22 protein-coding genes, 1 tRNA gene, 1 rRNA gene and 1 pseudogene are annotated in these 25,731 nt (G+C 38.4%); 13 read left to right on the top strand and 12 right to left on the bottom strand.

All coding sequences use genetic code 11. From position 1 onward, the window contains the following. The first annotated feature begins 385 nt into the window (after nucleotides 1–385). Nucleotides 386–501, top strand: a 5S ribosomal RNA gene (gene rrf / locus C9J37_RS13860). A 44-nt stretch (nucleotides 502–545) separates the two neighbouring features. Here the strand turns inward: rrf and C9J37_RS13855 are convergent. The 5 genes from C9J37_RS13855 to C9J37_RS13835 form a co-directional block, all read right to left on the bottom strand. Continuing rightward, the gene (locus C9J37_RS13855; RefSeq protein WP_107895808.1) at nucleotides 546–2,000 is read right to left on the bottom strand and encodes an alanine/glycine:cation symporter family protein; all 1,455 of its coding nucleotides are present in this window, start codon (nucleotides 1,998–2,000) and stop codon (nucleotides 546–548) included. Between the two features lie 283 nt (nucleotides 2,001–2,283). Continuing rightward, complete coding sequence (locus C9J37_RS13850) at nucleotides 2,284–3,501, bottom strand: NAD(P)/FAD-dependent oxidoreductase (protein ID WP_107895807.1); 1,218 nt, start codon at nucleotides 3,499–3,501, stop codon at nucleotides 2,284–2,286. After that, entirely contained in the window at nucleotides 3,491–3,832 is a 342-nt protein-coding gene (locus C9J37_RS13845) for a (2Fe-2S)-binding protein (protein WP_107895806.1), read from the bottom strand. Before C9J37_RS13845 ends, C9J37_RS13850 begins: the two co-directional genes overlap by 11 nt. Beyond that, entirely contained in the window at nucleotides 3,829–4,098 is a 270-nt protein-coding gene (locus C9J37_RS13840; RefSeq protein WP_004224294.1) for a (2Fe-2S)-binding protein, read from the bottom strand. The genes C9J37_RS13845 and C9J37_RS13840 overlap by 4 nt, the downstream gene beginning before the upstream one ends. A 150-nt stretch (nucleotides 4,099–4,248) precedes the next feature. Beyond that, nucleotides 4,249–5,961: a sigma-54 interaction domain-containing protein gene (locus C9J37_RS13835; RefSeq protein WP_107895805.1), complete on the bottom strand. Its 1,713-nt coding sequence runs from the start codon at nucleotides 5,959–5,961 to the stop codon at nucleotides 4,249–4,251. 152 nt (nucleotides 5,962–6,113) lie between these two features. Here C9J37_RS13835 and C9J37_RS13830 point away from each other — a divergent pair, with 152 nt between their 5' ends. From C9J37_RS13830 to C9J37_RS13810, 5 genes are read left to right on the top strand one after another with little or no spacing between them, the layout of a single operon-like run. Continuing rightward, the gene (locus C9J37_RS13830) at nucleotides 6,114–7,295 is read left to right on the top strand and encodes an NAD(P)/FAD-dependent oxidoreductase (RefSeq protein WP_107895804.1); all 1,182 of its coding nucleotides are present in this window, start codon (nucleotides 6,114–6,116) and stop codon (nucleotides 7,293–7,295) included. After that, entirely contained in the window at nucleotides 7,292–8,311 is a 1,020-nt protein-coding gene (locus C9J37_RS13825; RefSeq protein WP_107895803.1) for a proline racemase family protein, read from the top strand. The genes C9J37_RS13830 and C9J37_RS13825 overlap by 4 nt, the downstream gene beginning before the upstream one ends. Before the next feature lie 12 nt (nucleotides 8,312–8,323). Continuing rightward, the gene (locus tag C9J37_RS13820) at nucleotides 8,324–9,196 is read left to right on the top strand and encodes a proline racemase family protein (protein WP_107895802.1); all 873 of its coding nucleotides are present in this window, start codon (nucleotides 8,324–8,326) and stop codon (nucleotides 9,194–9,196) included. A gap of 26 nt (nucleotides 9,197–9,222) precedes the next feature. After that, the gene (gene dapA, locus C9J37_RS13815) at nucleotides 9,223–10,125 is read left to right on the top strand and encodes a 4-hydroxy-tetrahydrodipicolinate synthase (protein ID WP_107895801.1); all 903 of its coding nucleotides are present in this window, start codon (nucleotides 9,223–9,225) and stop codon (nucleotides 10,123–10,125) included. A gap of 17 nt (nucleotides 10,126–10,142) precedes the next feature. Further along, nucleotides 10,143–11,627 carry an aldehyde dehydrogenase family protein gene (locus tag C9J37_RS13810; RefSeq protein ID WP_107895800.1) on the top strand — a complete coding sequence of 495 codons (1,485 nt, stop codon included), beginning with the start codon at nucleotides 10,143–10,145 and terminating at the stop codon, nucleotides 11,625–11,627. Nucleotides 11,628–11,700: 73 nt separating this feature from the next. Here the strand turns inward: C9J37_RS13810 and rpoN are convergent, their stop codons facing one another. Together rpoN and C9J37_RS13800 are read right to left on the bottom strand one after the other, a co-directional pair. Then, nucleotides 11,701–12,987: an RNA polymerase factor sigma-54 gene (rpoN, locus tag C9J37_RS13805; RefSeq protein ID WP_107895799.1), complete on the bottom strand. Its 1,287-nt coding sequence runs from the start codon at nucleotides 12,985–12,987 to the stop codon at nucleotides 11,701–11,703. Nucleotides 12,988–13,238: 251 nt separating this feature from the next. After that, a complete protein-coding gene (locus C9J37_RS13800) occupies nucleotides 13,239–14,303 on the bottom strand; it encodes a M24 family metallopeptidase (protein WP_107895798.1) in 1,065 nt (354 codons plus the stop codon). A gap of 139 nt (nucleotides 14,304–14,442) precedes the next feature. Between C9J37_RS13800 and C9J37_RS13795 the strand changes: the two genes are divergently transcribed. Continuing rightward, nucleotides 14,443–16,125: a peptide ABC transporter substrate-binding protein gene (locus C9J37_RS13795; protein WP_107895797.1), complete on the top strand. Its 1,683-nt coding sequence runs from the start codon at nucleotides 14,443–14,445 to the stop codon at nucleotides 16,123–16,125. Nucleotides 16,126–16,568: 443 nt separating this feature from the next. Here the strand turns inward: C9J37_RS13795 and C9J37_RS13785 are convergent, their stop codons facing one another. The 5 genes and pseudogenes from C9J37_RS13785 to C9J37_RS29685 form a co-directional block, all read right to left on the bottom strand. After that, on the bottom strand, nucleotides 16,569–16,931 hold the full coding sequence (locus tag C9J37_RS13785; protein WP_235617110.1) for a DUF3899 domain-containing protein: 363 nt from the start codon (nucleotides 16,929–16,931) through the stop codon (nucleotides 16,569–16,571). After that, the gene (locus C9J37_RS29405) at nucleotides 16,928–18,916 is read right to left on the bottom strand and encodes an ABC transporter ATP-binding protein (protein WP_107895795.1); all 1,989 of its coding nucleotides are present in this window, start codon (nucleotides 18,914–18,916) and stop codon (nucleotides 16,928–16,930) included. Before C9J37_RS29405 ends, C9J37_RS13785 begins: the two co-directional genes overlap by 4 nt. A 12-nt stretch (nucleotides 18,917–18,928) precedes the next feature. Then, a complete protein-coding gene (opp3C, locus tag C9J37_RS13775; RefSeq protein ID WP_107895794.1) occupies nucleotides 18,929–19,957 on the bottom strand; it encodes an oligopeptide ABC transporter permease in 1,029 nt (342 codons plus the stop codon). 3 nt (nucleotides 19,958–19,960) lie between these two features. Then, a complete protein-coding gene (gene opp3b / locus C9J37_RS13770) occupies nucleotides 19,961–20,884 on the bottom strand; it encodes an oligopeptide ABC transporter permease (RefSeq protein WP_107895793.1) in 924 nt (307 codons plus the stop codon). A gap of 115 nt (nucleotides 20,885–20,999) precedes the next feature. Then, a pseudogene (locus tag C9J37_RS29685) lies at nucleotides 21,000–22,090 on the bottom strand (M24 family metallopeptidase). Between the two features lie 142 nt (nucleotides 22,091–22,232). Between C9J37_RS29685 and C9J37_RS13760 the strand changes: the two are divergent. From C9J37_RS13760 to tsaD, 6 genes are all read left to right on the top strand, one after another. After that, a tRNA-Asp gene (locus tag C9J37_RS13760) sits at nucleotides 22,233–22,308 on the top strand. Nucleotides 22,309–22,612: 304 nt separating this feature from the next. After that, a complete protein-coding gene (locus tag C9J37_RS13755) occupies nucleotides 22,613–22,942 on the top strand; it encodes a hypothetical protein (RefSeq protein WP_107895792.1) in 330 nt (109 codons plus the stop codon). 112 nt (nucleotides 22,943–23,054) lie between these two features. Next, the gene (gene tsaE / locus C9J37_RS13750) at nucleotides 23,055–23,507 is read left to right on the top strand and encodes a tRNA (adenosine(37)-N6)-threonylcarbamoyltransferase complex ATPase subunit type 1 TsaE (RefSeq protein ID WP_107895791.1); all 453 of its coding nucleotides are present in this window, start codon (nucleotides 23,055–23,057) and stop codon (nucleotides 23,505–23,507) included. Next, entirely contained in the window at nucleotides 23,504–24,214 is a 711-nt protein-coding gene (gene tsaB / locus C9J37_RS13745) for a tRNA (adenosine(37)-N6)-threonylcarbamoyltransferase complex dimerization subunit type 1 TsaB (protein ID WP_107895790.1), read from the top strand. The genes tsaE and tsaB overlap by 4 nt, the downstream gene beginning before the upstream one ends. Further along, nucleotides 24,204–24,656: a ribosomal protein S18-alanine N-acetyltransferase gene (gene rimI / locus C9J37_RS13740; protein WP_107895789.1), complete on the top strand. Its 453-nt coding sequence runs from the start codon at nucleotides 24,204–24,206 to the stop codon at nucleotides 24,654–24,656. The genes tsaB and rimI overlap by 11 nt, the downstream gene beginning before the upstream one ends. Next, nucleotides 24,656–25,675 (top strand): tRNA (adenosine(37)-N6)-threonylcarbamoyltransferase complex transferase subunit TsaD, encoded by a 1,020-nt coding sequence (gene tsaD, locus C9J37_RS13735; protein ID WP_107895813.1) that lies wholly within the window; start codon nucleotides 24,656–24,658, stop codon nucleotides 25,673–25,675. Before rimI ends, tsaD begins: the two co-directional genes overlap by 1 nt. Nucleotides 25,676–25,731 lie beyond the last annotated feature (56 nt).

Below are 25,731 nucleotides of genomic sequence, written 5' to 3'. Positions count from 1 at the left end.
GATGAGGTAGATAGGTTCGAGGTGGAAGTGTGGTGACACATGGAGCTGACGAATACTAATCGATCGAGGACTTAACCAAAAAGTTTGAAACATTCAATGAACCGTTTATCCAGTTTTGAAAGAACAATCTTTCATAAAAGGGTTTCAAGATACGAGTAGTTCGCGGAAGCGATTGAGAGAAGGAAGGAGCGTACGTCTGTACGTGACTGACTGAACGAATGAAGCTGACAAAGAAATACGATGTATATTGAAAGCCGTGAGAGCTTCAAGACACAAGTAGAACAAGGAAGCAAACGAGTGAATGAAGGAGCGTACCTTTGTACGTGACTGATTGAACGAGAGAAGCTGACGCAGTAATACGCCGTGTATTGGAGGTCGAATAGAGTCTAGTGATGATGGCAAAGAGGTCACACCCGTTCCCATACCGAACACGGAAGTTAAGCTCTTTAGCGCCGATGGTAGTTGGGGGCTTCCCCCTGTGAGAGTAGGACGTCGCTAGGCAACAAAAACAGTCAGCTGAGTGCTGACTGTTTTTTATTTCATATTTATTTCTTCTTTTTATATCTATCACTGTATGCTATCCAAAAATCGGCGTTTTCAATGCCGACCTCTTGTGGATCAAAAATAGGATCAAGACCTGCCTTCTTTTGACGATCATAATCGCGCAAAACTTTGATAGCAGGTTTTGATAATAAAACGATTACAATAAAGTTTAAATAGCTCATACTTCCGAATCCAATATCCCCCAACCCCCACATAAGGCTCACAGATTGAACGCTTCCGATGTAAACGACTATTAAAAAAACTATTTTTAAAACGAATTTTAATATTGGATATTGTAATTTCTTATCTAGATATACAATTGTCGTTTCTGCTATATAATAGTATGCCATTAAAGTTGTAAAGGCGAAAAGGAAAATAGCAATAGCTACAAAACTACTTCCAAGATTATGAAATACAGTAGATACAGCGGCTTGCGTATAAGCAGTACCTGCAACAAGGCCTGGAACGTTCTCTACTAGCGGTGTTGTAGCGCCAGGAGGTGTTACATTATACATACCTGTTATTAAAATCATTAAAGCCGTAGCTGTGCAGACGATTATCGTATCAATATAAATCGAGAAACCCTGGACTAAACCTTGTTTAGCTGGATGTGTTACTTCAGCGGCCGCTGAACTGAATGTTGCTTCACCTGCACCAGCCACATTTGAAAATACTGAACGTCTTACACCCCAGGCAATAGCCGCTCCAACAATACCTCCGAATATTTCATTTGTACCAAATGCGCTTGTAACGATTAATTTAAGCATTCCAGGAATTTCACTTAGATTAGCTCCTAAAATAATGATTGTTAATAGAACGTAAGCAAGCGCCATAATTGGGACAACTTTATCTGCTACTCGTGCAATCCGCTTAATGCCACCAAAAATGATTAATGCTAAAAGTACAACAATAATTATACCTGTTACAAATGGTGGAAAATGAAATGCTGTATCAAATGAAGCAGCTATTGTATTTGCTTGTATCCCTGGCACTAAAATTCCATACGAAATACAAATTACGATTGCTACAAAGATGGCAAATCCTTTTAATTTTAACCCTTTTTCAATATAATAGGGAGATCCACCACGATATTGATTATCCGCCTTTTCTTTGTATACTTGTGCTAAAGTTGATTCGATGAATGCACTTGCTCCACCGAGGAAGGCCATAACTCCCATCCAAAATACTGCACCGGGTCCCCCAGCAGCAATAGCAGTTGCCACCCCAGCAATATTACCAACCCCGACACGTCCAGACAATGCCATACAGAAAGCTTGAAAAGAAGAGATGCCTTCGTTCGTTTCCCCTCGTTGACGCAATAACCGTATCATCTCAGGAATATAACGAAATTGAACAGCTTTTGTAATAACAGTGAAATATAAGCCTACACCTAATGCTAAGTAAACGAGTGCATTTCCCCAAATGTAATCAACTAAAGTATTTACGATTGCTTCCATTTATTCTCCCCCTTAAAGAATCATTTCACAGCCCACATCCTTGTTTCTTCCTCTATCGTTCTATAGAAACCCTCCTTTCAACTTTTATTTCTTACTAATGGATAATGCATTTTTTATGCCAATAATTGAGCTTCATGTTTTTTCGACAACGAAACGAAAGGATTAAGGCTATAAAAAAATAAAAAATCTTTCTCTTAAAAAGCTGGAGAAAGATTTTTTATAGGAACCACTGATTTAAAAACTGTATACACTTTTTTATTTTTGTCTAAAAATTTGGACATTGTTAACTTAGCGTATGTGACAAAGTTTGTGCCCATATTTCCTTCATTTTTTGACGACCTACTAAAACTTCCGGATGGAATTGGATATGGGCATTAGCCCTTGTTGTTTCTACATTTTCAATTGCTTGTTGAATGTCTATTTGCGTAACGCTAGCACCTAACTTGGATGCAATAGTGAGGGCAGCAACTTTTCCTTGTGCTAATGCTACTTTTGCGCCTTCAATTCCTGTAATATTGCCCGCAACATGTAAGCCTGTTAAGTTCGTCTCCATTTGTTCATTATGTAGAGGGACGAATCCGCCTAATTGTTCAATATAATGGAAGGGGCAACCTGCTAAAGAGGCCAATTCTGCTAACGGATATAATCCTCCTGCGATACAAACAAAATCTACATCAATGCGTTTCTCACTGCCTGGAACAATAGAACCATCTATATTGACTGTTGCAAGAACAACACCTTCAACTTGGTCTTTACCCACAATTTCAATAACAGCTTTTCGCAACATAATCGGAATTCCCCACATTTTCACCCCATCTTTAGGATAGAACCTAATTCCAAGTTTTTTTAGGATTTCATTTTTCATAAACTTACTACCAATTTTTATAAGTGGAGAAGGGGCCATATGAGAAACATACAATAAAGAATTCATTACTTCTAATGGATTACTACTATTAATTGTTAATAAATTGGCTGCAGGTAATGTGATAGCTGCCACTTGCACGTCAGCGATTTGCAACTCCATAGCAATTGCAGAAGAAAGCACATTAACACCAATTATAACGCCGCGCTTGCCTGGCTTTACCCGATGCACATTTGTCATGACTTGCGCCGCCCCTACAGACATCACACCAGGCAACGTCCATCCTGGAATAGGGAACGGTGATTCAGCGGCACCTGTAGCTAACAGCAACTGCTTTGTATGGAAAACACCTTTATTCGTATGAAGTACCCAATCTTGATCTATTTTTTCTAAATCTGAAACTGACGTTTGTAATGAAAACTCGACATTTAATTCTTTGGCACGAGCTAATAATCGTTCGGATTCTGCTATGCCATTCCACCATTTATTTGGGGTTTCTTCGTAAAGTTGTCCAAGTAAACGTCCACCTTCATAAAGGTACTCATCTATAACGACAACGCCAATATTTTTTTCAGCCAAAGTAATAGCTGCAGAAAGACCAGCAGGACCAGCACCGATAATAATCACTTTATTTCCCATGATGTTTCCTCCAATCACGTACCGTCGTTGGAAGTGCTTTGCCACTCTTTACAACCATACCTTCAGTGACTGGCGTAATACATGCACGTTCACCATCTAAGCCATTGATATTTACACGGCATTCAAAGCAATGACCAATATTACAATAAATACCACGTGGATGACCGGTTTCCTCATGCACGCGTAATGTGCGGATACCTTGGGCAAGTAATGCAGCTGCTAATGATTCGCCTTTATATGCTTCGTATAATTGATCATCAAAAGTAAAAGATACTTTTTCCTTGTGTGGCAGATCTCCCAAAATAGGATGACTCATAATACGTTCTGTCATGATTTAACCTCCCCTAAATCCGCAAAACGCACCGGACGAATGGGCGCTTGGTATTTTAATGATATGTCATTATTGCTTCTTGGCTGATAGATATGTGCGATTTGGTCTACCATTGTACGACAAGTGCGACCACCACAATAGCCCATTCCCGCACGCGTACGTAATTTTAGTTCTCGTGCAGAACAATTATATTCAGATGCTGTTTTGACCAGTTCATCGAAGCTCACTTCTTCACAACGACATACCATCATAGTTTTATTTTGCATAGCCTACACCCCTAATACGCAATTTTTATTTACATATATAGTTACTGCAAAAACTATGCCAGAAAATTTCTTATATTATTTTGATAAGCATCCAACAAATGTTTAAAGTATTAAACAATACGTGTATAAAAAATGGACAGTTTTAAAAAACTAGACATCTATATTTAGCCTTTTTAATCGGTTGTATAAAGTGGCACGCGTAATGCCTAAATTTTTTGCACACATCTTTTTATTACCATTCACAGAAGCCAGTTGTTGCAAAATAATTTCACGCTCATAATGTTCAAGCTGTTCACTTAATTGGGTGCCATTGCTTTGTGGTAAGTCTTTTGGTACTTCTAGTAATTCTGCTTTAGGAACGGCCGCTAAAATATCGGCTGGTAAATCTTCTAGATGAATGGCTCCCTCATTTGAAAAAACAACGAGCCGTTCTATAACATTACTAAGTTCACGTACATTTCCTGGCCACTGATAGTGTAATAGAATATTGACAATCTCAGGAGGGATTCCTTGAATAGGGCGATTGTATTTAATCGATTTTTCATATAAAAAATAGTTACTAATTTCTAAAATATCTGATGCACGCTCTCGTAATGGGGGAACAGTGAAATTTACAACATTTAAACGATAATATAAATCTTCTCTAAATTTTCCTTCTGCTACTAATTGTTTTAAATCCCTATTCGTAGCAGCAACTAAATTAAAATCAACATCCATTTCTTTTGTGCCACCGACAGCATAAAATGTTTTTTCTTGTAGCAATCGCAAAATTTTCACTTGCATGTCTAAAGGCATTTCTCCAATTTCATCTAGAAACAAGGTGCCGCCCCGTGCTAACTCAACTTTCCCCTTTTTTCCTTTTTGATGGGCACCCGAAAAGGCACCTTTTTCATAACCGAAAATCTCGCTTTCAAATAGACCACTAGGAATGGCCCCACAGTTGATTGCTACAAAGGGCGCTTCAGGTTTTTCTCGAATGGCATGGACAGCTCGAGCGAACAGCTCTTTGCCGACCCCACTTTCACCGTATATTAAAATATTTGCTTCTGTTTCAGCGACTTTTTTTACTTTTTCAAGCACATTTTTAAGCTGTGGGCTATTCCCACGGATTAATGTAAAAGGATCATACGCTAAGCCACTCGTATTCATCTGTTTCTCTAAATTTAGCAATTTTTCAGAGGTAAGATGGAGCTCCTCGTTTAATTTTTTTACATGCGTAATATCTGTCTCTGCCACTACTGCGCCTATCGTTTTATCATTTAACATAACAGGATTTGAATTAATCATTACAACAAGATCTTCACGTGGAAAATGTTGTTGCTGATAAACAGATTTCCCATGCTGTAATGTATGTAATATTTCAAGTTGGTCTTCTTTAAAGAAATTCGTGATAGGTTGTCCAATAATATGATTGCCAGATACAGAAAAAATACTTTCGGCACCTTTTGTCCAATAAATAACGTTTTGATTACCATCAATGACAGTACATGATTCATTAATGGTTTCTAAAATAGTGTTTAAGTAAGCGTTAATACACTCTAATTCATAGGCAAGATCATGCATTAAAGATTCTTTCCATAAATATCCTATATATTCTTTTGCTTCGTCACGCACAAGTAAATACTCATAATCCTCTAAATAATCAAGCGCTGTTTTGAGCGGACAATCCATGCGAACAATTTGACAGGCGATATAGTTAATATCACTTTTTCTTTTGCCTCTTTTAACGGCATAAGGTTTGTCATTTTCAATAACGAAATACTGTATCTGATCATTATTCATTTTAGAAACGACTTCTTCTATAGGGATAAAAGCAAAATTCCGTTTTAGCATTTTATTCATAATTAAATGGTATGGATGCAATGTAAGTCCCCCTTCGTAACCGTATGTCAAACTTTTTAGAATATTAAATTAATTTTGACATATAGTGGCTTCTTAATCAAACAAATTCCAGATGTTTAGATTGGCATAGTTTTTGCACAATGTTAAGTGCTAGTAAAAAAGGGGGGAGAACCTTGGGGACATCTCATCATGATATCGTTATTATTGGCGGAGGTATTATTGGAGCGGCAATTGCTTATTATTGTGCCAAGGCGGGACTTGAAATAACGGTACTCGAAAAAAATGAATTAGCGAGTGGTACATCTTCTCGTTGTGATGGCAATATTTTAGCCATTGATAAGGACCCGGGCTTTGATAGCCAAATGTCATTAGTAAGCCAACAATTAGTACATGAATTAGATAACGATTTAGAGATTAAATTTGAATACCGTAATCCAGGCAGTATTCTTGTTTGTGAAAGTGAAGAAGAAATGGAAGCTGCACAGCAATGGGTGACACGGCAAAAACAAGCGGGTTTAGATTTTAAAATGTTAGACCGCGCAGATTTAAGAAATGAATCAAAGTTTTTTGCTGACGATTTATATGGAGGACTCGAGTGTAAAACCGACTCAACGGTGAATCCGTATATGTTGACGTTTTCTATGTTTCATTCAGCTGAAAAATTTGGAGCAAAAATAAGAAAACATACCGAGGTCAGAACGATTAAGAAACAGAAAGATGGCACGTTTTTAATCGATACGAACGTGGAGATGATGACGGCAAATAAGGTTATTAATGCTTGTGGAATTTGGGCTCCAAGCATTGGCCAGATGCTGGACATCGATATCCCAATACAACCGCGTAAAGGACACCTTATTGTGGCGTCTCGTCAAGAGCCAGTAGGTCTTCGCAAAGTGATGGAATTTGGCTATTTAATTTCTAAATTTGGTGGACAGCGTATAGTGGATGCGGATATTGAAAAATACGGCGTGGCATTAGTTTTTGAACCAACCGAAGCACAAAATTTTTTAATCGGGAGTAGTCGCCAATTTGTTGGGTTTGATACAAAAGTCAATCATGATGTTGTCAAAATGATTGCAAGGCGTGCTATGCGCTTTTATCCGAAAATCGCCGATATGTCGATTATTCGTACATATTGTGGGTTAAGACCATGGACGGAGGATCATTTACCAATTATTTGTGAAGTAGAGCAAGTACCTGGCTTCTATATAGCGGCAGGTCATGAAGGGGACGGTATAAGCTTAGCTGCCGTTACAGGAAAACTCGTGCAAGAATTGCTGCAACATAAAAATACGTGTATTCCTACGGAGCCAGTTAATATGAATCGATTTCAGAAGGGAGTACTTCACACATGAAATTCCAAAAACTATTTACCACAATTGATACCCATACAGGGGGCAATCCAACAAGGTCACTTATTAGTGGTATGCCGAAACTAAAAGGGGAAACGATGTCAGACAAAATGTTATACATGCAAAAACATTATGACTGGATACGCAAGTTTTTGATGAACGAACCCCGCGGCCATAGTGTTATGTCAGGCGCTATTATTACAGACCCTTGCCATCCAGATGCCGATCTTGGCGTTATTTATATCGAAACGGGTGGCTACTTACCAATGTGTGGCCACGATACGATTGGTGTATGTACAGCACTTGTCGAAGCAAGATTAATTGACATTCAAACACCGTATACAAATATTACATTAGACACGCCAGCAGGTTTAATCGATGTACAAATTAAAGTAGAAGAAGGAATTGCGAAAGAAGTGACATTTAAAAATGTACCTTCATTTCTATTAAAGAAAGTGGATATTGAGGATCCAGAGCTAGGGACAGTTGAATGTGAAATAGCCTATGGGGGCAATTTTTATGGTATTGTCGATGCTCGCAAAATAGGACTTGATTTATCAGTAGAAAATGCGACAGCAATCATTAATACAGGTATTCGTCTCCGAAATGCTGTCAATGCCAAAGAAAAGATTGTGCATCCTGAGTTTTCATTTATTGAGGGACTAACACATATGGAGTTTTATACGGATGCTACCAATGAATTAGCACATTTAAAAAATACAGTCGTTGTACCACCAGGTGGGATAGACCGTTCACCATGTGGTACAGGAACGTCAGCTAAAATTGCTACGCTTTATACGAAAAATGAGCTGGCAGTCAATGAGCCATTTGTTTATGAAAGTATCGTAGGAACGTTATTTACAGCACGTGTACTAGAGGAAGTAACAGTAGGTGATGGGGTGGCTGTTATCCCTGAAGTAACAGGATCTGCATGGGTAATGGGCATGCATAAATTCTTTTACAATGAGCAAGATCCATTAAAAGAAGGCTATTTGATGATTCCACCGATGGATCACTAAAGGAGGATATAGATGAACTATAACAAATCTTTTCAAACAATTGATACACAAGTAGTGGGGGAAGCTTTTCGAATAGTGGTGCAATCACCTATTGCCATTTATCAAGAACAAATAGCAGAAGCGGCTACTGCATTAAATACACAATTTGAAAATACGAAAAACCTTTTACTAAATGAGCCACGAGGACATCGTGGTATGCATGGCTGCGTAATATTGCCATCAGCTGTTGCTTCATTTCGGTTATTATTTTTCCAACATGCTGCATCAACAGATTTTAAGTATGAGGCACTTGTAGCAACGACAACGGCATTACTAGAATGTGGCACAATTGAATTATCAGACAACAACATCTATTCGATTGAAACGGTAAAAGGCATCCACCAAGTATATGTAAAACTTTCGGATACAAAAGACGAAGTACTGTCAGTTCATTTGACAGTGAAGCCAGCAAGGATAGCCGGTGAGCGAGTTGTAGTGGACGATGAACGACGCTATATTGTGATGGAAAAACCACACCATATAAAAGCACTCGTACTAGATGAATTAGCTTATATTAGCTCTTGGGGATTAACTGAAAGTGCCAAATACCATGATGCAGATGGTGTGATTGTGTATGAAAAATTAGACAGTATGGTACGTTCAGTAACATTTGAACGAGATGGCTATATTTTACGTTCGCCAAGTGTCGATAGTACATTAGCATTAACTGCAATATTAGACGATCAAGCAGTTCAAATAAATAATAGTATTTTTGGCAGCAAAATCGAGTTGACACGAAAACATGAAGTTGGCTACGAAATTGCATTAAAAGGATATATCACAGGAATCCATCAATTTGTAGTAGATAGTGAAGATCCATTACAACAAGGATTCATCATTGTGTAATAACTAAAACGGAGGAGGAAAAAACGATGAAAAAATTAGAAGGTGTATACCCAGTATTAGTAACGCCGATGTTAAATCAAACAGATATTGATTGGGATGGTTTCCGTCAAAATATTGAACATTTTATTGAAGCAGGTGTAACAGGCATTGCAATTAATGGTAGTACTGGGGAATTTGTAAGTTTGTCAAAAGAAGAACGTATGAAAGCGGTAGAAGTAGCAGTACATCAAATTAAAGGTCGTATTACGTTAATCGTAGGAACTGCAGCAGAGACTACAGAGGATGCTGTTGCCTATACACAACAAGCTGAACAGGCTGGAGCAGACGCTGCTTTACTCATTAACTCCTATTATGCACATCCAAAAGACGAGGAAATATATTTACACTTTAAAACAGTAGCGGAATCGGTTAGCTTTCCAATTATGATTTATAACAATCCGTTCACATCAGGTGTGGATATTAGTTTGGACACGATATTAAAAGTAGGCAGAGAAGTACCAAACATCACACATATAAAAGAATCGAGTGGTAGTATCGGCAAGGCACGTGATATTGTACGCCAAGGACAAGACGATATTAAAGTATTTTGTGGATCAGAAGATTTAGCAATTGAATCATTCCTTGTTGGTGCTGTAGGTTGGATTTCTGTATCTGGGAACATCGTGCCTGAACTTGTAACTGAACTATACAACAATGTACAAGAGGGTAATCTAGAAAAGGCGTGGTCTATTTACGATCGAATTTTACCATTATGTGCGTTTTTAGAAGGCTCAGGAAAATATGTACAAATTACGAAACGCGCAATGGAATTAAAAGGTTGGGCAGGTGGACCATGTCGTTTACCACGCTTGCCACTTACGGCAGAAGAAGATGCGCAATTAAAAGCTATTTTGGCTGACTTAGATGTGTTGATTACTGAACTTCATTAACAAAAGGGGTGTCGAATATGGAGGCTTTATTAACGCTGAAACCAAAAGTACTAGAATTTTTACAAACACCGATTGGGTTATACATTAACGGTGAATACGTGGCATCTCAATCGGGTAAAAGCTTTGATGTTTTAAATCCAGCGAATGAAGAAGTCATTGCAACCGTAAGTGAGGCACAAGCTGAAGATATCAACGTCGCAGTGTTAGCAGCACAACAAGCATTTGACAGTGAGTGGTCATTCATGGAGGCAGCTGAACGTTCACGTATTATTTATAAATTTGCGGATTTATTAGAGGAACACCGTGAGGAATTAGCACAGTTGGAATCATTAGATAATGGGAAACCTTACGAAACAGCATTAGCTGATGATGTAGATGGTACTGTGCAACATTTCCGTTATTATGCAGGTTGGGCAACAAAAATAACAGGGCAAACAGTACAAGTATCTAAAAATTATTTAAACTATACGGTTCATGAGCCAGTAGGTGTTGTTGGACAAATTATTCCGTGGAATTTCCCGCTTGCCATGGCTGCATGGAAATTAGGCGCTGCATTAGCAGTCGGTTGTACCGTTGTGATTAAACCAGCAGCGGAAACACCGTTGTCATTATTATATGTAGGGAAATTAATGAAACAAGCCGGTTTGCCGGATGGTGTTGTTAACATTGTTCCTGGTACAGGAGAGGCAGGAGAGGCCATTGTCACACATAAAGGTGTCGCAAAGGTTGCATTTACTGGCTCAACAAAAACGGGTATTCATGTTATGAAAAAAGCAGCAGATGATGTGAAAAGTGTTACGTTAGAACTCGGTGGTAAATCGCCAGCAATTGTGTTGGCAGATGCAGATATTGAAACTGCAATCGAAGGTACATTTGCAGGGACAATGTATAATCATGGTCAAAACTGTAGTGCTTGTACTCGTGTATTTGTGCACAGTAGTTTGTACAATCAATTCGTGGAAAAGCTTGCTGAGAGAGCACAAGAAGTAAAACTAGGACCTGGATTAGATCCACAGACAGAAATGGGTCCACTCGTGTCGCAAAAACAATTGAATACAGTACTTGGTTTTATCGAAAAAGGAAAAGCTGAAGGAGCACGACTTGTAGCGGGCGGTGGGCGTGCATTTAGCAATGGTTACTTTGTGCAACCTACTGTATTTGCAGATGTACAAGATAATATGACAATTGCCCGAGAAGAAATTTTTGGGCCAGTCATGTCCATCTTTTCGTTTGAAACAATAGAAGAGGTCATTGCACGTGCAAATGATAGTAAGTATGGACTAGCTGCAAGTATCTGGACGGAAAATGTGAAAAAAGCTCACTATATCTCTAGTAAACTACAAGCAGGAACTGTATGGATCAATGATTTCGGTTTGGAATGGGAAACAATGCCATTTGGTGGCTATAAGCAATCAGGTATAGGTCGCGAAATGGGTGGCGAATACGGCCTGTCCAACTATACAGAAATAAAAAGCGTCTTTGTTAATATGAAGCAAAATTGATTGAGTAACCCCCCTATAAAATAGACAGGAAAGGAGCTATCGTCAATGCGATAGCTCCTTTCCTTTCAAATGCTTAACTAAATTGAATTTCCTTGCGTCGTGAAGAAGAAGGGATATTCATCTCTTCACGATATTTTGTAATCGTACGACGCGAAATTTCGATACCATGACTCGTTTTAAAATAGTTAGCGATTTTTTGATCAGACAACGGTTTATTTTTATTTTCGTTCTTAATATAGTCAGTCAGCAGTGATTTCACCTTTACTTGTGACACGCTATCTCCTGTAGTTGTTTGTAATTTAGAAGTAAATAAATCCCGAAGCTCATACGTGCCATACGGTGTTTGAACATATTTATTTGTTGTAACACGACTAACTGTTGATTCATGTACACCAATTTGCTCAGCAACTTCACGCAATGTGAGGGGGTGTATTGCAGCAAAGCCATGTGTAAAAAAGCCTTTTTGCTTGTCAATAAGAGCCGTCATAATTTTGATAATGTTAAGGCGCCGTTGTTCAATACTATTAACGAGCCATTGATAATCTGATAAATGCTTTTTAAAATAACCCTTGTCAGAAGAATTGCTCGTAATATATGGAACATAGTCAGGGTGAAGTTTGAGTTTAGGCAAATAAAAGTCATTTAAAGAAAACGTAATAACATCATCCTTAACTTGTACAATAATGTCCGGCGTATTGTGTAAAATGGCTTCTTGATGGAACAGTGAACTTAGTTTTGGCTGTAAAGTTAGAATAAATTGATAAATGGCTTGCATATCGCAAAGCGAGATATGTAACTCATTAGCGATTTGTTGCCATTTTTTATTTGCAAATGCTTCTAAATGATTGGCAATCACTTCATCAGTATGTTTTGGACTATCATGACGATAAATTGTTTGTAACAGTAAACATTCTTGTAAACTGCGTGCCCCAACACCAAGAGGTCCAATTGTTTGTAATAAGTGAATACCTTTATGAATTTCATGCTCCTTATAAATAGGCACAAAAGGCGGTTCATAGTAACCGTTGTCATCTAAATGATAAATAATATGTTTAAGTAATTTTATATCTGTGTCTTTAGAGAATGTTAACTTCACTTGTTCAAATAAATCATCGCGAATATTTTGTTCATATGTAGATAAAGTATCTACCATGTTCGTTTGACGAGTTATAGCTTTTGAAGTAGGAATCCGTTCTGGGACTGTTGGCTCAATCAATGCTATTAATGGATTCATCAATTCTTGTTCACGGATAAACTGCTCTAGTTCTTGAGTAGAATACTGTAGCAATTCAATGGCTTGGCGAAGTTGCACGGTCATCACTAAATTCAAATCTTGTGTTTGTTTCATTGATAGATGCATAATAAAACCTCGATTCTCTATTTAATTGCCAGAAAACGATAGAAAATGATGTTCATAATTAAAATAGCGTGTTGGTAGTTTTTCTTATCAGCCGGTGACTAGAAACTTTGACATATTTAATGTAATGTGCAAGTAATTTCTTGAAAATTGCTGTTAGCAAAAGATGCGACTAATGTGTCTAAAAACTAAACATGCCGACACTAAGTGTATAAAATATAGAAATATTCTATTCTTCTCACAGTATGAAGCGCTTATAAAATAATAAGCTCCTTTGGTGAGTGCGTAATGATTTCAATGCCATCTTTTGTGATAACGACATCATCTTCTATTCGGACACCACCTAAATCGGCTATATAAATACCAGGTTCCACTGTAAGTACCATATTCTCTTCTAGCAGATCTTCGCAAACAGTAGACATAAAAATATTTTCATGAATATCTAAGCCGATACCATGCCCAGAACCGTGTCCATAATGTTCCCCATAACCTTTGCTTGTAATATAGTCGCGGCTATAGCTATCTGCTTCTTTCCCAGTTATCCCAGCTGCCATATGCATGAGTGCATGTTGCAATGAGTCGTATACGATTTGATAGATTTCTTTTAATTTTTCTGGTGGCTCACCTACAGCGATCGTTCGCGTCATATCTGAACGATAACCTTGATAATAAGCACCAAAGTCGAGCGTTAGCATATCGCCTTGTTCTACAATTTTGTCAGTTGCAACACCATGTGGTAGGGCGGAACGCTTACCAGAAGCGATAATCATATCGAATGCAGCCCCAGTAGCACCATTTTTACGCATATGCGCTTCTAATTCATTGGCAATGGCAATCTCTGAAACACCAGGTTCAATAAATGTTAAAATATGTTGGAACGCTTCGTCTGAAATCCACGCTGCTTTTTTTATAAGCTCAATTTCCTTAGGTGTTTTAATCATTCGCAAATCTTCAACAATATTAGATAGCGGTTTTAATGTAGCTGTAAGTTTACTAGCTATTAATTGATATGTATAGTAACTCACATGCTGTTGTTCAAATCCAACTGTTTGAATAGATTCTGTATCTAAAATCTCTTGAATTGTATCATATAAATGTGCGCGATCTATTTGACGTACCTCAAAAGCACGGCTTTGTTTCATTGCCTGTTCGATATAACGAAAATCCACAAGTAACATTGCCTGTGTTTGTGTAATCACTACTGTACCAGCACTCCCCGTAAATCCAGTTAAATAACGACGGTTTTGATCGTTTGTGATGATAAGCGCCTCTGCTTGTTGTTTTTGTAATGCTACTCGTACTTTTTGTAGTTGTGACATGTTGTAATTCCCCCTTTCTAGAATATATTGCAAATTCTATGCCAGGTTTTATAAATCTAGAAAAGTATCGGCATGATTATTGCATATTAGTTAATCAGTACGATTTCTATCGTGCAATAAAATCAAAGGGGTTTTGAGTATGGCTAAAAAGACGAAATGGCTCGTTGTATTGTTAGGTCTTATGCTCGTTGTATTAGTGGGCTGTTATGGCAAAGAAGACAATTCAGCCGGTAGCTCAACTGGGGGAAATAGCACGGATAAAGAAGCTACTGATGGGCGAGAATCGGCTGTTATACAAGAACTTCATTTAGTTGCAGGCGGAGATTTAACAACGATGAGTTCTTTAGGAAGTGTAGATGCACTCGCTGTAACGGCGATGAATTCAGTGTTTGAGGGGTTATATCGCATTGGACCAGAGAACACGCCTGTGCCAGGTATGGCCGCGTCATATGAAGTATCAGAAGATGGTACGGTGTATACGTTCAAGTTACGTGAAGACGCACTGTGGAGCAATGGCACTCCGGTTACGGCACATGACTTTGTCTACGCTTGGAAAAGAGCGATTAATCCTGAAACACAAGCAATTTATTCTTATTTAATGCTCGATATTAAAAATGCCGCAAATGTACAAACAGAAGGAGATCCACTGTTTGGCAAGGTAGATGAAATCGGTATAAAAGCGCTAAATGATTATACGCTTGAAGTGCAACTAAATGCACCAATTCCATATTTTTTAAGCTTAACAACTTACGCGCCATTTTTCCCGTTAAATGAAGAATTTACAGAGGCCCAAGGTGATCAATACGCATTAGAAGCAGCGAATATGATTTATAATGGTCCATTTATTATGGAGTCTTGGCAACATGGACAAGGATGGACTTTTGTAAAAAATGAAAACTATTGGGACAAAGACGCTGTCAAGCTAACGAAAATAACGCAAAAAATTGTAAAAGATACTGCTACAGCAGTCAACTTATATGAGGCCGGGGAAATTGATACGACTGAGTTATCAAGTGAGTATGTAGCACAATACAAAGATAGCCCAGAATATTCAACATTTTTAAAACCAAATACGTATTTTATTCGTATGAATCATGAAAACAAGTTTTTAGCGAATAAGAACATTCGTAAAGCGATTGATATGGCTTGGGATAAACAAGGATTTGCGGATGTCATTTTACAGGACGGTTCTATTCCCGCTTACTACTTAGTTCCTCAAGGGTTATCAACGGATGAGAATGGCGTTGATTTCCGCCAAGCGAATGGTGACATGAATAAAACGGATATTGAAGCAGCCAAAAAAGCATGGGCTACTGGTTTACAAGAACTAAGAGTTGATAAAGTAAATCTAGAATTTTTAACATATGACCGAGCAGAATCAAAAAAAGCTGCTGAATTTATTAAAAATCAATTAGAAACCAATCTTGCTGGCTTAGAGCTAACGATTAATATGCAGCCGAATAAACAAAAACTAGCATTAGAAGGTGCAGTTGACTATGATTTAGACTATGGTGGTTGGGGTCCGGACTATCAAGATCCGATGACATATATTGATTTATTTGAATCAACTGCTTACTATAACCAATCGCATTATAAAAATGCAGAAGTGGATGCGTTAATTAAGCAAGCAAAAACAACTGCTAATATTAAGGAGCGTTGGCAATTAATGCAACAAGCTGAAAAGCTGATGATGGAAGATGTGGCATTTGCTCCAACATTCCAAAAAGGTGTAAGTCGTTTGAAGAAGCCCTATGTGAAAAATTTATATGAACACCCATTCTCAGCGGATATTAGCTATAAATGGGTCGAAATCGATAAGTAATAAAAAATGGAATTAGGAAAAAGCGAAAGTGTTAGATTGATTCGAAGTCAATCTAACACTTTTTTCTATCACGTTGATATTCGCTACGGCGGTGCTTTCCGCGGGCACACCGTAAGCCGCAACCCTCGCTAACGCGTGGGCTTGTTGCGTCTTACATTGTGTGCTGTTCTGAGCAGGAGTCACCGCCTCCGCTACCATCAACTAGTGTTTGCTTCTATTTTTTAATTTACTGCAAAAGAAAAGAATAGCTCAAGCTTTATTTATGACGTTGATATTCGCTACGGCAGATTCTTGTAGTGAAGGGTTGCTCGACTACTAAGGGAAAGCGTGAGATTTAAGACCCCGCACGCGGAAAGCGAGCAACCCGTAACGGAAATAAATATGCCATGGCCTGCCCCACTTTGAAAAGGTAGTGTTAAGGCATACTGATGTTAGTGATGATGTCAATACAACACAACAGATAAAATCGTTGTGATAAGACAACCGAGCGTTCCTGCTATTAGAAGAGGATAAGTAAAGGAATATGTAGGCGCTTGGATAAATTCCAGATTACCATCTAATTCATAGGCGTACGCTCCATTTTTTGAAACACGAGCAAAAAACCGTTTAAAGCTATAACCAATGCCATTGAAAAACCCACCTTGTACAACAAATAACAAGCCACCAATGATTGTACAAGCAAGCGAAAGAAGGAACGTGTAGTTAATCATTGTTAGTAATGAGATAGCTTGTTTTGATAATAATGGATAAATCAAGGAGCATAACAAAATACAAATTGTTACTATCATTACTTTAAATAACTTCATAGCAAAATGCCTTTAGCGCTTGTTTGGTGATATTGCATTAGTTCATCCTCCGTAAGCATAACAAAATGACCTGGACGGACTTCTATAAACTTTTCATTTGCTCGATCATTGGCATTGTATTTCACTTCATCAAAAATAATCCTTTGTCGTTCACGCTCTAGTTTAGGATCAGGCAGAGGAATAGCAGATAACAAAGATTTTGTATAAGGATGGATAGGGTGATCATAAAGTTCCTGACTTTCCGCTAACTCAACAATTTTACCCCGATGCATGACCCCGATACGATTGCTTATATATTTTACCATCGATAAATCATGTGCAATAAATAAATACGTTAATCCTCGCTCCTTCTGAAGCTTTTTTAGCAAATTAACGATTTGCGCTTGAATCGACACGTCCAATGCAGAAATTGGTTCATCGGCAATAATTAATTCCGGCTCTACAGCAAGCGCACGTGCAATACCAATGCGCTGACGTTGTCCACCACTTAGTTCATGTGGATAACGATTCGCATATTCCTTGGTTAAGCCTACAATGTCTAAAAGCTCATAAATGTTTGTTTTCCATTCACTTTTCGGTACGCCATGAATTGCAAGACCTTCCCCAATAATGTCTGCTATTTTCATCCGTGGATTCAGTGAAGAATAGGGGTCTTGGAAAATCATTTGGACTTTGCGATGAAAGGCAAGCTTCTCTTGCTTTGTCTGTGCATCATAAATTGATTGTCCATCAATTTGGATGGTGCCATCTGTTATCGTATTGAGTCCTATAATAGAGCGACCCGTAGTAGATTTGCCACAGCCGGATTCGCCAACTAAACCGAAAATTTCCCCTTTATAAATATCAAAAGTAATACCATCTATCGCTTTGTTAATCGTATTTTTTCCTAATTTAAAATATTGCTTCACTTCCTTTAAGGATAAAAACGGATTGTTTGTATCAAATAGAGGTTTCTCCTCACGTTCTTTTTGCTTTTCCTGCGCTAGCTGTTGATGAACCGGTAGCAATGGAGGTGCCTGCTTGTGCAATAGCCAAGTTGCAGCATAATGCGTATCGCTAATCTTAAACATAGGTGGTTCCTCTAGAAAATCAATTTTGAGTGCTTGTTTATTGCGAGCTGCAAAGGCATCTCCCACCGGTGGTTGCAATAGGTTAGGTGGTGTCCCTGGAATGGCATATAAGGATTCTGAATCTATATCTGGATTTGGCATCGCAGCGAGTAGTCCCTGTGTATATGGATGTTGACAGTGGTAAAAAATTTCATCGACTAAGCCAATTTCAACAATTTTACCTGCATACATCACGGCAACACGATCAGCCATTTTTGCGACAACCCCTAAATCATGGGTAATAAATATTATCGAGAGATTCATCTTTTTTTGGATGTTTTTAAGCAATTCTAATATTTGGGCTTGAATCGAAACATCCAATGCTGTAGTCGGTTCATCTGCAATAATAATGCGCGGCTCACAAGCAAGTGCCATTGCTATGACAATTCGTTGACGCATGCCACCTGAAAATTGATGTGGGTATTGCTTATAGCGTTTATCTGCTTCTTTAATGCCAACGAGCTGTAATAATTCAATGACACGCTCTATTATTTGCATGCCACGTAAAGACGTATGTTTTTTAATGCTTTCTGCAATTTGACTGCCGATCGTCATCGTAGGGTTTAACGCTGTCATAGGATCTTGGAAAATCATTGAGATTTCAGCCCCGCGCAGCCCACGCATTTGCTGTTCACTGTAATCTAAAATATTTTTATGATGATAAAAGATTTGGCCATTTTTAATCATTGTTGTTTCACGAGGATTTAAGCGTAATAGGCTTTTCGAAGTAACGGATTTCCCTGAGCCTGATTCGCCAACGATTGCTAATGTTTCGCCTTCATATAAGTCAAACGAGACATTGCGTACAGCCTGTACTTCGCCACTATAAGTGTTGAAGGAAACGCTAAGATTTTTGACTTCTAAAATTGTTTTCATCGGAACACCTCCTTATTTACGTACTTTTGGATCGAATGCATCGCGCAGTCCATCTCCAAGTAAATTGAAGCTAATCATAATTAAGCTAATAATAATAGAAGAAACAATCATGCCATGTGGGTAAATGCGCAATAGTTTATATGAGTCATTGACAATTGTTCCTAAGGAAGCGGTCGGTGGTTGTAGCCCTAATCCGATAAAACTAAGTAGGGCTTCTGTGAAAATAGCGCCAGGTATAGTAAAAGTAGTAGCGACAATAATCGGTCCAAGTGTATTAGGAATTAAATGCTTCCAAATTAATCGTTGGTTACTCGCTCCGAGTGTTCGGGAGGCAAGTACATATTCATATGATTTAAGCTTTAATATTTGTGCGCGAACGATACGGGCCATACTAATCCAGCCAACGATAACCATTGCGAGTGTAATAGAAATGATGCCGGGCTTCAAAATCAGAATAAGAAGAATATTGACAATTAACCCTGTAATACCAACTAATACTTCAATAACACGTTGCATTACATTATCAGTACGTCCCCCATAGAAAGCTGAAATAGCACCATAAGCAACACCGATTATTAAATCAATCGTGGCTGCTAGAAAGGCAATATAAAGGGAAATACGCGTGCCTTGCCAAATACGTGTCCATAAATCCCGTCCTAATTCATCTGTACCGAACCAAAAATATTCAGTTATACCCTTTTTTTCGTATTGGTCCACGCCACGCCCATCGACACCGTTCAACCCTAAGAAAGGCAAATGTTCTAGAACGGGAACTTTTGGCGGTAAATTGGTGCGTGTAATGTTTTGTTCGTCGTAGCCATGGTTATTCATAAATGGACCGAAAACAGCTAATAAGATAACGAAAATAATAATACATAAGCCAACAATAGCTGCTTTATTTTTACGTAAACCTCGCCATGCATCTTGCCAAAATGATTGCTCAGGTCGATGCACAATATCAGAGACGATATCTGCTTGAGAGGCAAGTTCAAACAAATCGGCTGGATAATGCTTTGTTTCTTCAGTGATTTTTGCTGTCATAAATTATTCGCCTCCCGCTACACGAATACGAGGATCGATGAACCCGTATAAAATATCAATAATTAAAATGACACTGACAAATAAAACCGCATAAAAAATCGTTGTGCCCATAATCAGTTGATAATCATTTGTAATAATTGAATTAACAAATTGCTCCCCTAAACCAGGGATACTAAAAATTTTCTCAATAACAAGCGAACCAGTAATAGTATTGACAGTTAACGGCCCGATAATTGTAATGATTGGAATGAGCGCATTGCGGATGCCATGCTTTGTAATAATATAAGAATTCGATAACCCTTTTGATTGAGCGGTTAAAATATATTCTTGGTTAAGTACCTCTAACATTTCAATGCGTGTAAAGCGGGCAATGGTTGCCACAACGCCAACTGCTAAAGCGATTGTTGGTAAAATTGAGTATTCAAAACCATTCCAAAAGGCAATCGGAAGCCAGCCGAGTTTAACACCAACCCAATATTGTAAAAAGCCTGCAAATACAAACGATGGAATAGAAATACCGAGTACCGCTAAGACGGTTGCACCGTAATCAATAATGGTGTTATGTTTTAATGCTGCTACGATACCTAACAGTAAGCCGATAATAGTACCGACAAAAACGGCTTGGAATCCGAGAATAGCCGAGGCGCCAATGCGTTCTTGAATAATTTTCGTAACCGGGCGATTATCAAAAACAAAAGAAACACCTAAATCCCCTTGAACAAGATTCGACAGGTAAATACCAAACTGTACAGGTACTGGTTTATCGAGACCGTATTTTTTGTACAGTAATTCTTTCTGTGTTTCAGGTAACCGTTCATCGTTGAATGGAGAACCAGGTAGAGCTTTCATCAGTAAAAACGAAAGCAAGATGATAATAAATAACGTGATCATCATATAACCGATTCGGGTGAAGATGTAGCGAATCATGGAAAGGACCTCCTACTAATTTAGTGTGTTGAATCTATTAATATCATTGCAAGATTAGTGCCAAAAAAAGGAGCAAACTCGAAAAATCGAATTTACTCCATTAGGGTTAAGCCTATTATAAAATTTGTAATTTACGTGGAAAGGTAGTAAGTACTTCAGCTTCACCAAGTTCATTTATATAAACATTGTCCTCAATACGAACGCCACCATATTTCGGTATATAAATACCAGGTTCAATTGTAAAAACCATACCTGTTGTTATTAAATTATTGTTTGCTGCATGGACAGAAGGTTCTTCATGGACTTCAATACCAAGTCCATGACCAATGCGGTTGTTAAAATATTCACCATAGCCTTTGTTTTCAATGACGGCTCTTGCTGTTAAATCTACTTGTTTTAACGGAATGTTTGCTTTTGCTGCTTTAATACCAGCAAGTGTCGAGGCTAGAACAGTGTCATATATTTCTCGTTGTATTTCTGTCGCTTCGCCCACGATAAATGTTCTTGTAATGTCAGAACAATAGCCATCTTTTATAACGCCCATGTCAATTAACACAAAATCACCATGCTCAATTTTTCGCATACTAGGATGGCCGTGTGGTAGGGCTGCATTTTCACCAGACAAAATAATCGAGGCGAAGGACGGCCCATCTGCTCCAAATTTGCGCATTAAATATTCTAACTCAGCAACAAGCTCTAATTCTGTCATACCAATATGAATTTTTTTATGCCCTCCGACATAACTTGTTCAATAATATGAATGGCTACTTTCAACTGATTGATTTCATCGCGTGTTTTATGCAAGCGTTGTCTATTCACTAGTTGTTAAATATCTTTCACTTGGACATTTAATGCATTTGTTAGCTCTAAATAGCGTGACAATGTAAGTGCCTTGGCTTCTACACCAGCAGTCGAACCAAGGTTTCCGATTGTATTTTTGACAACTTCAAATGGCATTTGCTCATCAGTTATTGGGACGATGTGTTGAATATGAGCAACCTGTTCTGCAGCATCTAAATCTAAAGCTGGAACATATAATATTTCTTTATTTGTTTTCGTATTGAAAACAAGAGCCATAAAGCGTTCGTGTGGATTCGATAAAAACCCAGTGTAATAAAAAATATTGGAGGGCGATGTGATAAAAGCAATATCCACCTCAAGCTTTGATTTTAAAATCGCTTTACGAGTTCCATAAATAGTATCCATATATTACCTACTCATCTATTTTTGTAGGTAATCATAGCATATAAACGTAAAAAGAAAATATTATTGTAGAATAGGTAAAGTTCTATAAAAAAAGTATTGCATAGTAGATTTTCATATGTTATATTTGTAAATGTCTTAAAGAGGTCCCGTGGTGTAGCGGTTAACATGCCTGCCTGTCACGCAGGAGATCGCCGGTTCGATCCCGGTCGGGACCGCCATTTTAATATGAAACTACAGTTCTTATGATTTTTATTAATCGTAAGGGCTTTTTTATTTGAGTGCGTAGGAAATCGCCACAAAACGTTTGTGAATCGCCACTAAAAGTCGAGAAATCGCCACCAAACAGAGAAAAATCGCCACCAAACAGAGAAAAATCGCCACAAAACAGAGAGAAATCGCCAATAAAACCAATGGAATCACCAGTAGCCCCATAAAAAATAGTGAATACTAAAAGATGTTCACTAAATCGTTGTCCATTGCATATGTATAGACAGTATGGGTTTTGCAAGGAAGGACGGAGGGGTGTCCATAGCATTTCGATTCTGTATATATTGGTTAATCTTTATACTTAAAGTTGCTTGTGGCGTTCCAATTATTGATATAGAAGAATCGAATTCGTATCATTGGCAAAAAAATATGAATGAAAATGAATTTGCGCAGCTGAAACAAGGTATGACTTATATGGATGTAGTTAAAATTGCTGGTGGGGACGCTAGTGAGATGATTGAAAATAATTATTATCGTTGGAATGATGAAATCCTTATGACACAAGCCTACATAGTTCAATTTAAAGATGATAAATTAGTTAATAAAGAGGTTATTGCTGTAAAGGGATATTCAACAAGAGAGTAGGCACGTCTTCAATCAGGGAGACGTGTTTATTTTTTTGAAAATCACACGATGCTTTGAACATTTGCGCATGTTTCGGTAAACTAGAAGTAATGAGCTAGGAGAGGACATAAAGATGAAGTTTGAAAAAATAATGAATTCACTAGAAGATACAGAGCACTTTGCCATAAAGCTAGCAAATTTACTGGTGGCACAAGATACAATTACGTTAGAAGGCGACTTAGGAGCCGGGAAGACTACATTTACAAAAGCCTTAGCAAAAGGACTAGGTGTAACAAGAACGGTTAATAGCCCTACATTTACGATAGTGAAACAATATGAAGGACGTTTGCCTTTTAATCATTTAGATGTATATCGATTGGCAGAAAGTGATGAGGACCTTGGTTGGGACGAGCTATTTTATGGCGATGCGATATCAGTTGTTGAGTGGGCCCATTTAATAGAACAAGATTTACCTAAAGAGCGTTTAGCAATTGAAATTTATCGTATTGGTGAAAATGAGCGACGATTTGTGTTAATGCCTTATGGCAAGCGATTTGAGGCAATATGTGAGGAGCTAATGAGATGATTTGGTTGGGAATTGAAACAGCGAATGCGCCACTTTCTGTTGCAGTTGTAAAAGACGGAAAAGTGATGGCCGAGGTTGTACAAAATATAAAATTAACGCATTCTGCAGGAGCCATGCCAGCAATTGAAACGATACTAGCAAATGTAGGTGTAAAGCCAAATGAGTTAGATGCAATTGCTGTATCAGAAGGACCTGGTTCTTACACGGGAGTACGGATTGGTGTGACGCTTGCTAAAACATTAGCATGGACGCTACAAAAGCCATTAGTTGGTGTTTCAAGTTTAAAAGTATTAGCCGCAAATGCAACGCTTTTTGATGGGCTAATATGTCCTATCTTTGATGCACGCAGAGGCAATGTCTATACAGCTGTTTATAAAGGGACAGAGCTGGATGTCGTTATAGAAGATTATCATGATCATATCGATGGACTGTTAGCTCGTTTGAAAGCATTAGCTGCACCTATATTATTTGTAGGAACTGATGTCGATGTATTTTGGGATAAAATCGTGGGAGTGCTTGAGCAGAACGCATATCGTGCAGCTCTTCATGAGGATTTGCCACGAGCCAGTGCAGCCATTCTTCTAGCGAGCGCAGAAGAGCTACCGAGTATCGAGGCAGTTCACCATTTTACTCCGCAATATAAACGTATTGCTGAGGCTGAAGCGAATTGGTTAAAGGAGCAAAAGGAGCAGACGCATGAGCAGTAATATCGTATATCGTAAAATGGTGTCAGAGGATGTTCCAGCGGTATATGCGATTGAGCTTGCTACATTTCCTACACCATGGACATTGGATTCTTTTTACTATGAGATGCATGAAAATCAATATGCACACTATGTTTTAGCAGTAGATGAAAACAATACTATAATTGGTTTTTGTGGCATGTGGATGGTCATAGATGCGGCGCAAATTACAAATGTCGCTGTTGTAGAGTCAGCTCGCGGCCGAGGAATTGGTGAAGGCTTAATGCGGGAAGCGATGCGTATTGCACGTGAGCATGGAATGGACGTGATGAGCCTAGAGGTACGTGAAACCAATACTGTGGCACAAAACCTTTATCGCAAGCTTGCATTTCAAGATGGTGGCATACGTAAAGGATACTATACAGATAACGGGGAGGATGCCCTAGTCATGTGGGTGAATTTATAATGGAAAATCGAGTTATATTAGCAATTGAATCGAGCTGTGATGAAACAGCAGCCGCGATTATTCGTAATGGTTCTGAAATTGTTTCAAATGTGGTAGCTTCACAAATTGAGAGCCATAAGCGATTTGGTGGTGTTGTACCAGAAATTGCATCACGCCATCATGTCGAGCAAATTACTATTGTTATTGAAGAGGCGCTAAAACAAGCAAATATGAAGCCCTCTGACTTAGATGCAGTAGCTGTTACAGAAGGACCTGGTCTTGTAGGAGCACTTTTAATTGGCATTAATGCTGCAAAGGCGTTTGCCTTTGCCAATAATATACCAATTTTAGGTGTGCATCATATTGCTGGACATATTTATGCTAACGCACTTGTTCAACCGATGGAATTTCCACTTCTAGCCCTTGTTGTATCAGGGGGACATACAGAGCTTGTTTATATGAAAGAACATGGTTCATTTGAAGTGATTGGCGAAACGCGAGATGATGCAGCAGGTGAAGCATATGATAAAGTTGCACGCGTGCTAGGCTTACCATATCCTGGGGGACCTCGTATAGATCAGTTAGCACATGAAGGACAAGAAGCCGTTGCTTTTCCTCGTGTATGGCTTGAAGAAGGCTCTTATGATTTTAGCTTTAGTGGTTTAAAATCGGCAGTTATTAACTATAAGCACAATATGGATCAACGTAGTGAAGAAATATCTCCAACTGCAGTTGCAAAGGGCTTTCAGGAAAGTGTAGTGGAAGTTCTAACAGCCAAAACATTGCGTGCAGCGCGGGAATATAATGTTAAACAAGTCATCGCTGCTGGTGGAGTAGCTGCCAATAAGGGGCTGCGCACATCCCTTGAAAAGGTTTTTGCAAAAGAGGGAATTCCCTTTTTCGTACCGCCATTGAAATTGTGTACAGACAATGCAGCAATGATTGGAGCAGCCGCAACACCAATGTTTGAAGCTGGTATTCGTGGTAATATGATGATGAATGGTCGCCCAGGTATGGAATTAAAATCTTGGGTTGACTAAGAGATTGAAAAGAGGAGGCTCAAGTTATTCGGGGCATCCTCTTTTTTTACGTATAA

This window comes from Lysinibacillus mangiferihumi (assembly GCF_003049665.1).
Taxonomy (GTDB): domain Bacteria; phylum Bacillota; class Bacilli; order Bacillales_A; family Planococcaceae; genus Lysinibacillus; species Lysinibacillus mangiferihumi.
This window is presented reverse-complemented; position numbering and strand designations above follow the sequence as displayed.

Coding starts and splice junctions, on each gene's coding strand:
- tsaD (WP_107895813.1), top strand. CDS start 24,656: ATGGAAAATCGAGTTATATTAGCAATTGAATCGAGCTGTGATGAAACA.
- C9J37_RS13855 (WP_107895808.1), bottom strand. CDS start 2,000: ATGGAAGCAATCGTAAATACTTTAGTTGATTACATTTGGGGAAATGCA.
- C9J37_RS13795 (WP_107895797.1), top strand. CDS start 14,443: ATGGCTAAAAAGACGAAATGGCTCGTTGTATTGTTAGGTCTTATGCTC.
- C9J37_RS13850 (WP_107895807.1), bottom strand. CDS start 3,501: ATGGGAAATAAAGTGATTATTATCGGTGCTGGTCCTGCTGGTCTTTCT.
- rpoN (WP_107895799.1), bottom strand. CDS start 12,987: ATGCATCTATCAATGAAACAAACACAAGATTTGAATTTAGTGATGACC.
- C9J37_RS13825 (WP_107895803.1), top strand. CDS start 7,292: ATGAAATTCCAAAAACTATTTACCACAATTGATACCCATACAGGGGGC.
- tsaE (WP_107895791.1), top strand. CDS start 23,055: ATGAAGTTTGAAAAAATAATGAATTCACTAGAAGATACAGAGCACTTT.
- C9J37_RS13845 (WP_107895806.1), bottom strand. CDS start 3,832: ATGACAGAACGTATTATGAGTCATCCTATTTTGGGAGATCTGCCACAC.
- C9J37_RS13800 (WP_107895798.1), bottom strand. CDS start 14,303: ATGTCACAACTACAAAAAGTACGAGTAGCATTACAAAAACAACAAGCA.
- opp3b (WP_107895793.1), bottom strand. CDS start 20,884: ATGATTCGCTACATCTTCACCCGAATCGGTTATATGATGATCACGTTA.
- C9J37_RS13810 (WP_107895800.1), top strand. CDS start 10,143: ATGGAGGCTTTATTAACGCTGAAACCAAAAGTACTAGAATTTTTACAA.
- tsaB (WP_107895790.1), top strand. CDS start 23,504: ATGATTTGGTTGGGAATTGAAACAGCGAATGCGCCACTTTCTGTTGCA.
- C9J37_RS13785 (WP_235617110.1), bottom strand. CDS start 16,931: ATGAAGTTATTTAAAGTAATGATAGTAACAATTTGTATTTTGTTATGC.
- rimI (WP_107895789.1), top strand. CDS start 24,204: ATGAGCAGTAATATCGTATATCGTAAAATGGTGTCAGAGGATGTTCCA.
- C9J37_RS13820 (WP_107895802.1), top strand. CDS start 8,324: ATGAACTATAACAAATCTTTTCAAACAATTGATACACAAGTAGTGGGG.
- C9J37_RS13840 (WP_004224294.1), bottom strand. CDS start 4,098: ATGCAAAATAAAACTATGATGGTATGTCGTTGTGAAGAAGTGAGCTTC.
- C9J37_RS29405 (WP_107895795.1), bottom strand. CDS start 18,916: ATGAAAACAATTTTAGAAGTCAAAAATCTTAGCGTTTCCTTCAACACT.
- opp3C (WP_107895794.1), bottom strand. CDS start 19,957: ATGACAGCAAAAATCACTGAAGAAACAAAGCATTATCCAGCCGATTTG.
- dapA (WP_107895801.1), top strand. CDS start 9,223: ATGAAAAAATTAGAAGGTGTATACCCAGTATTAGTAACGCCGATGTTA.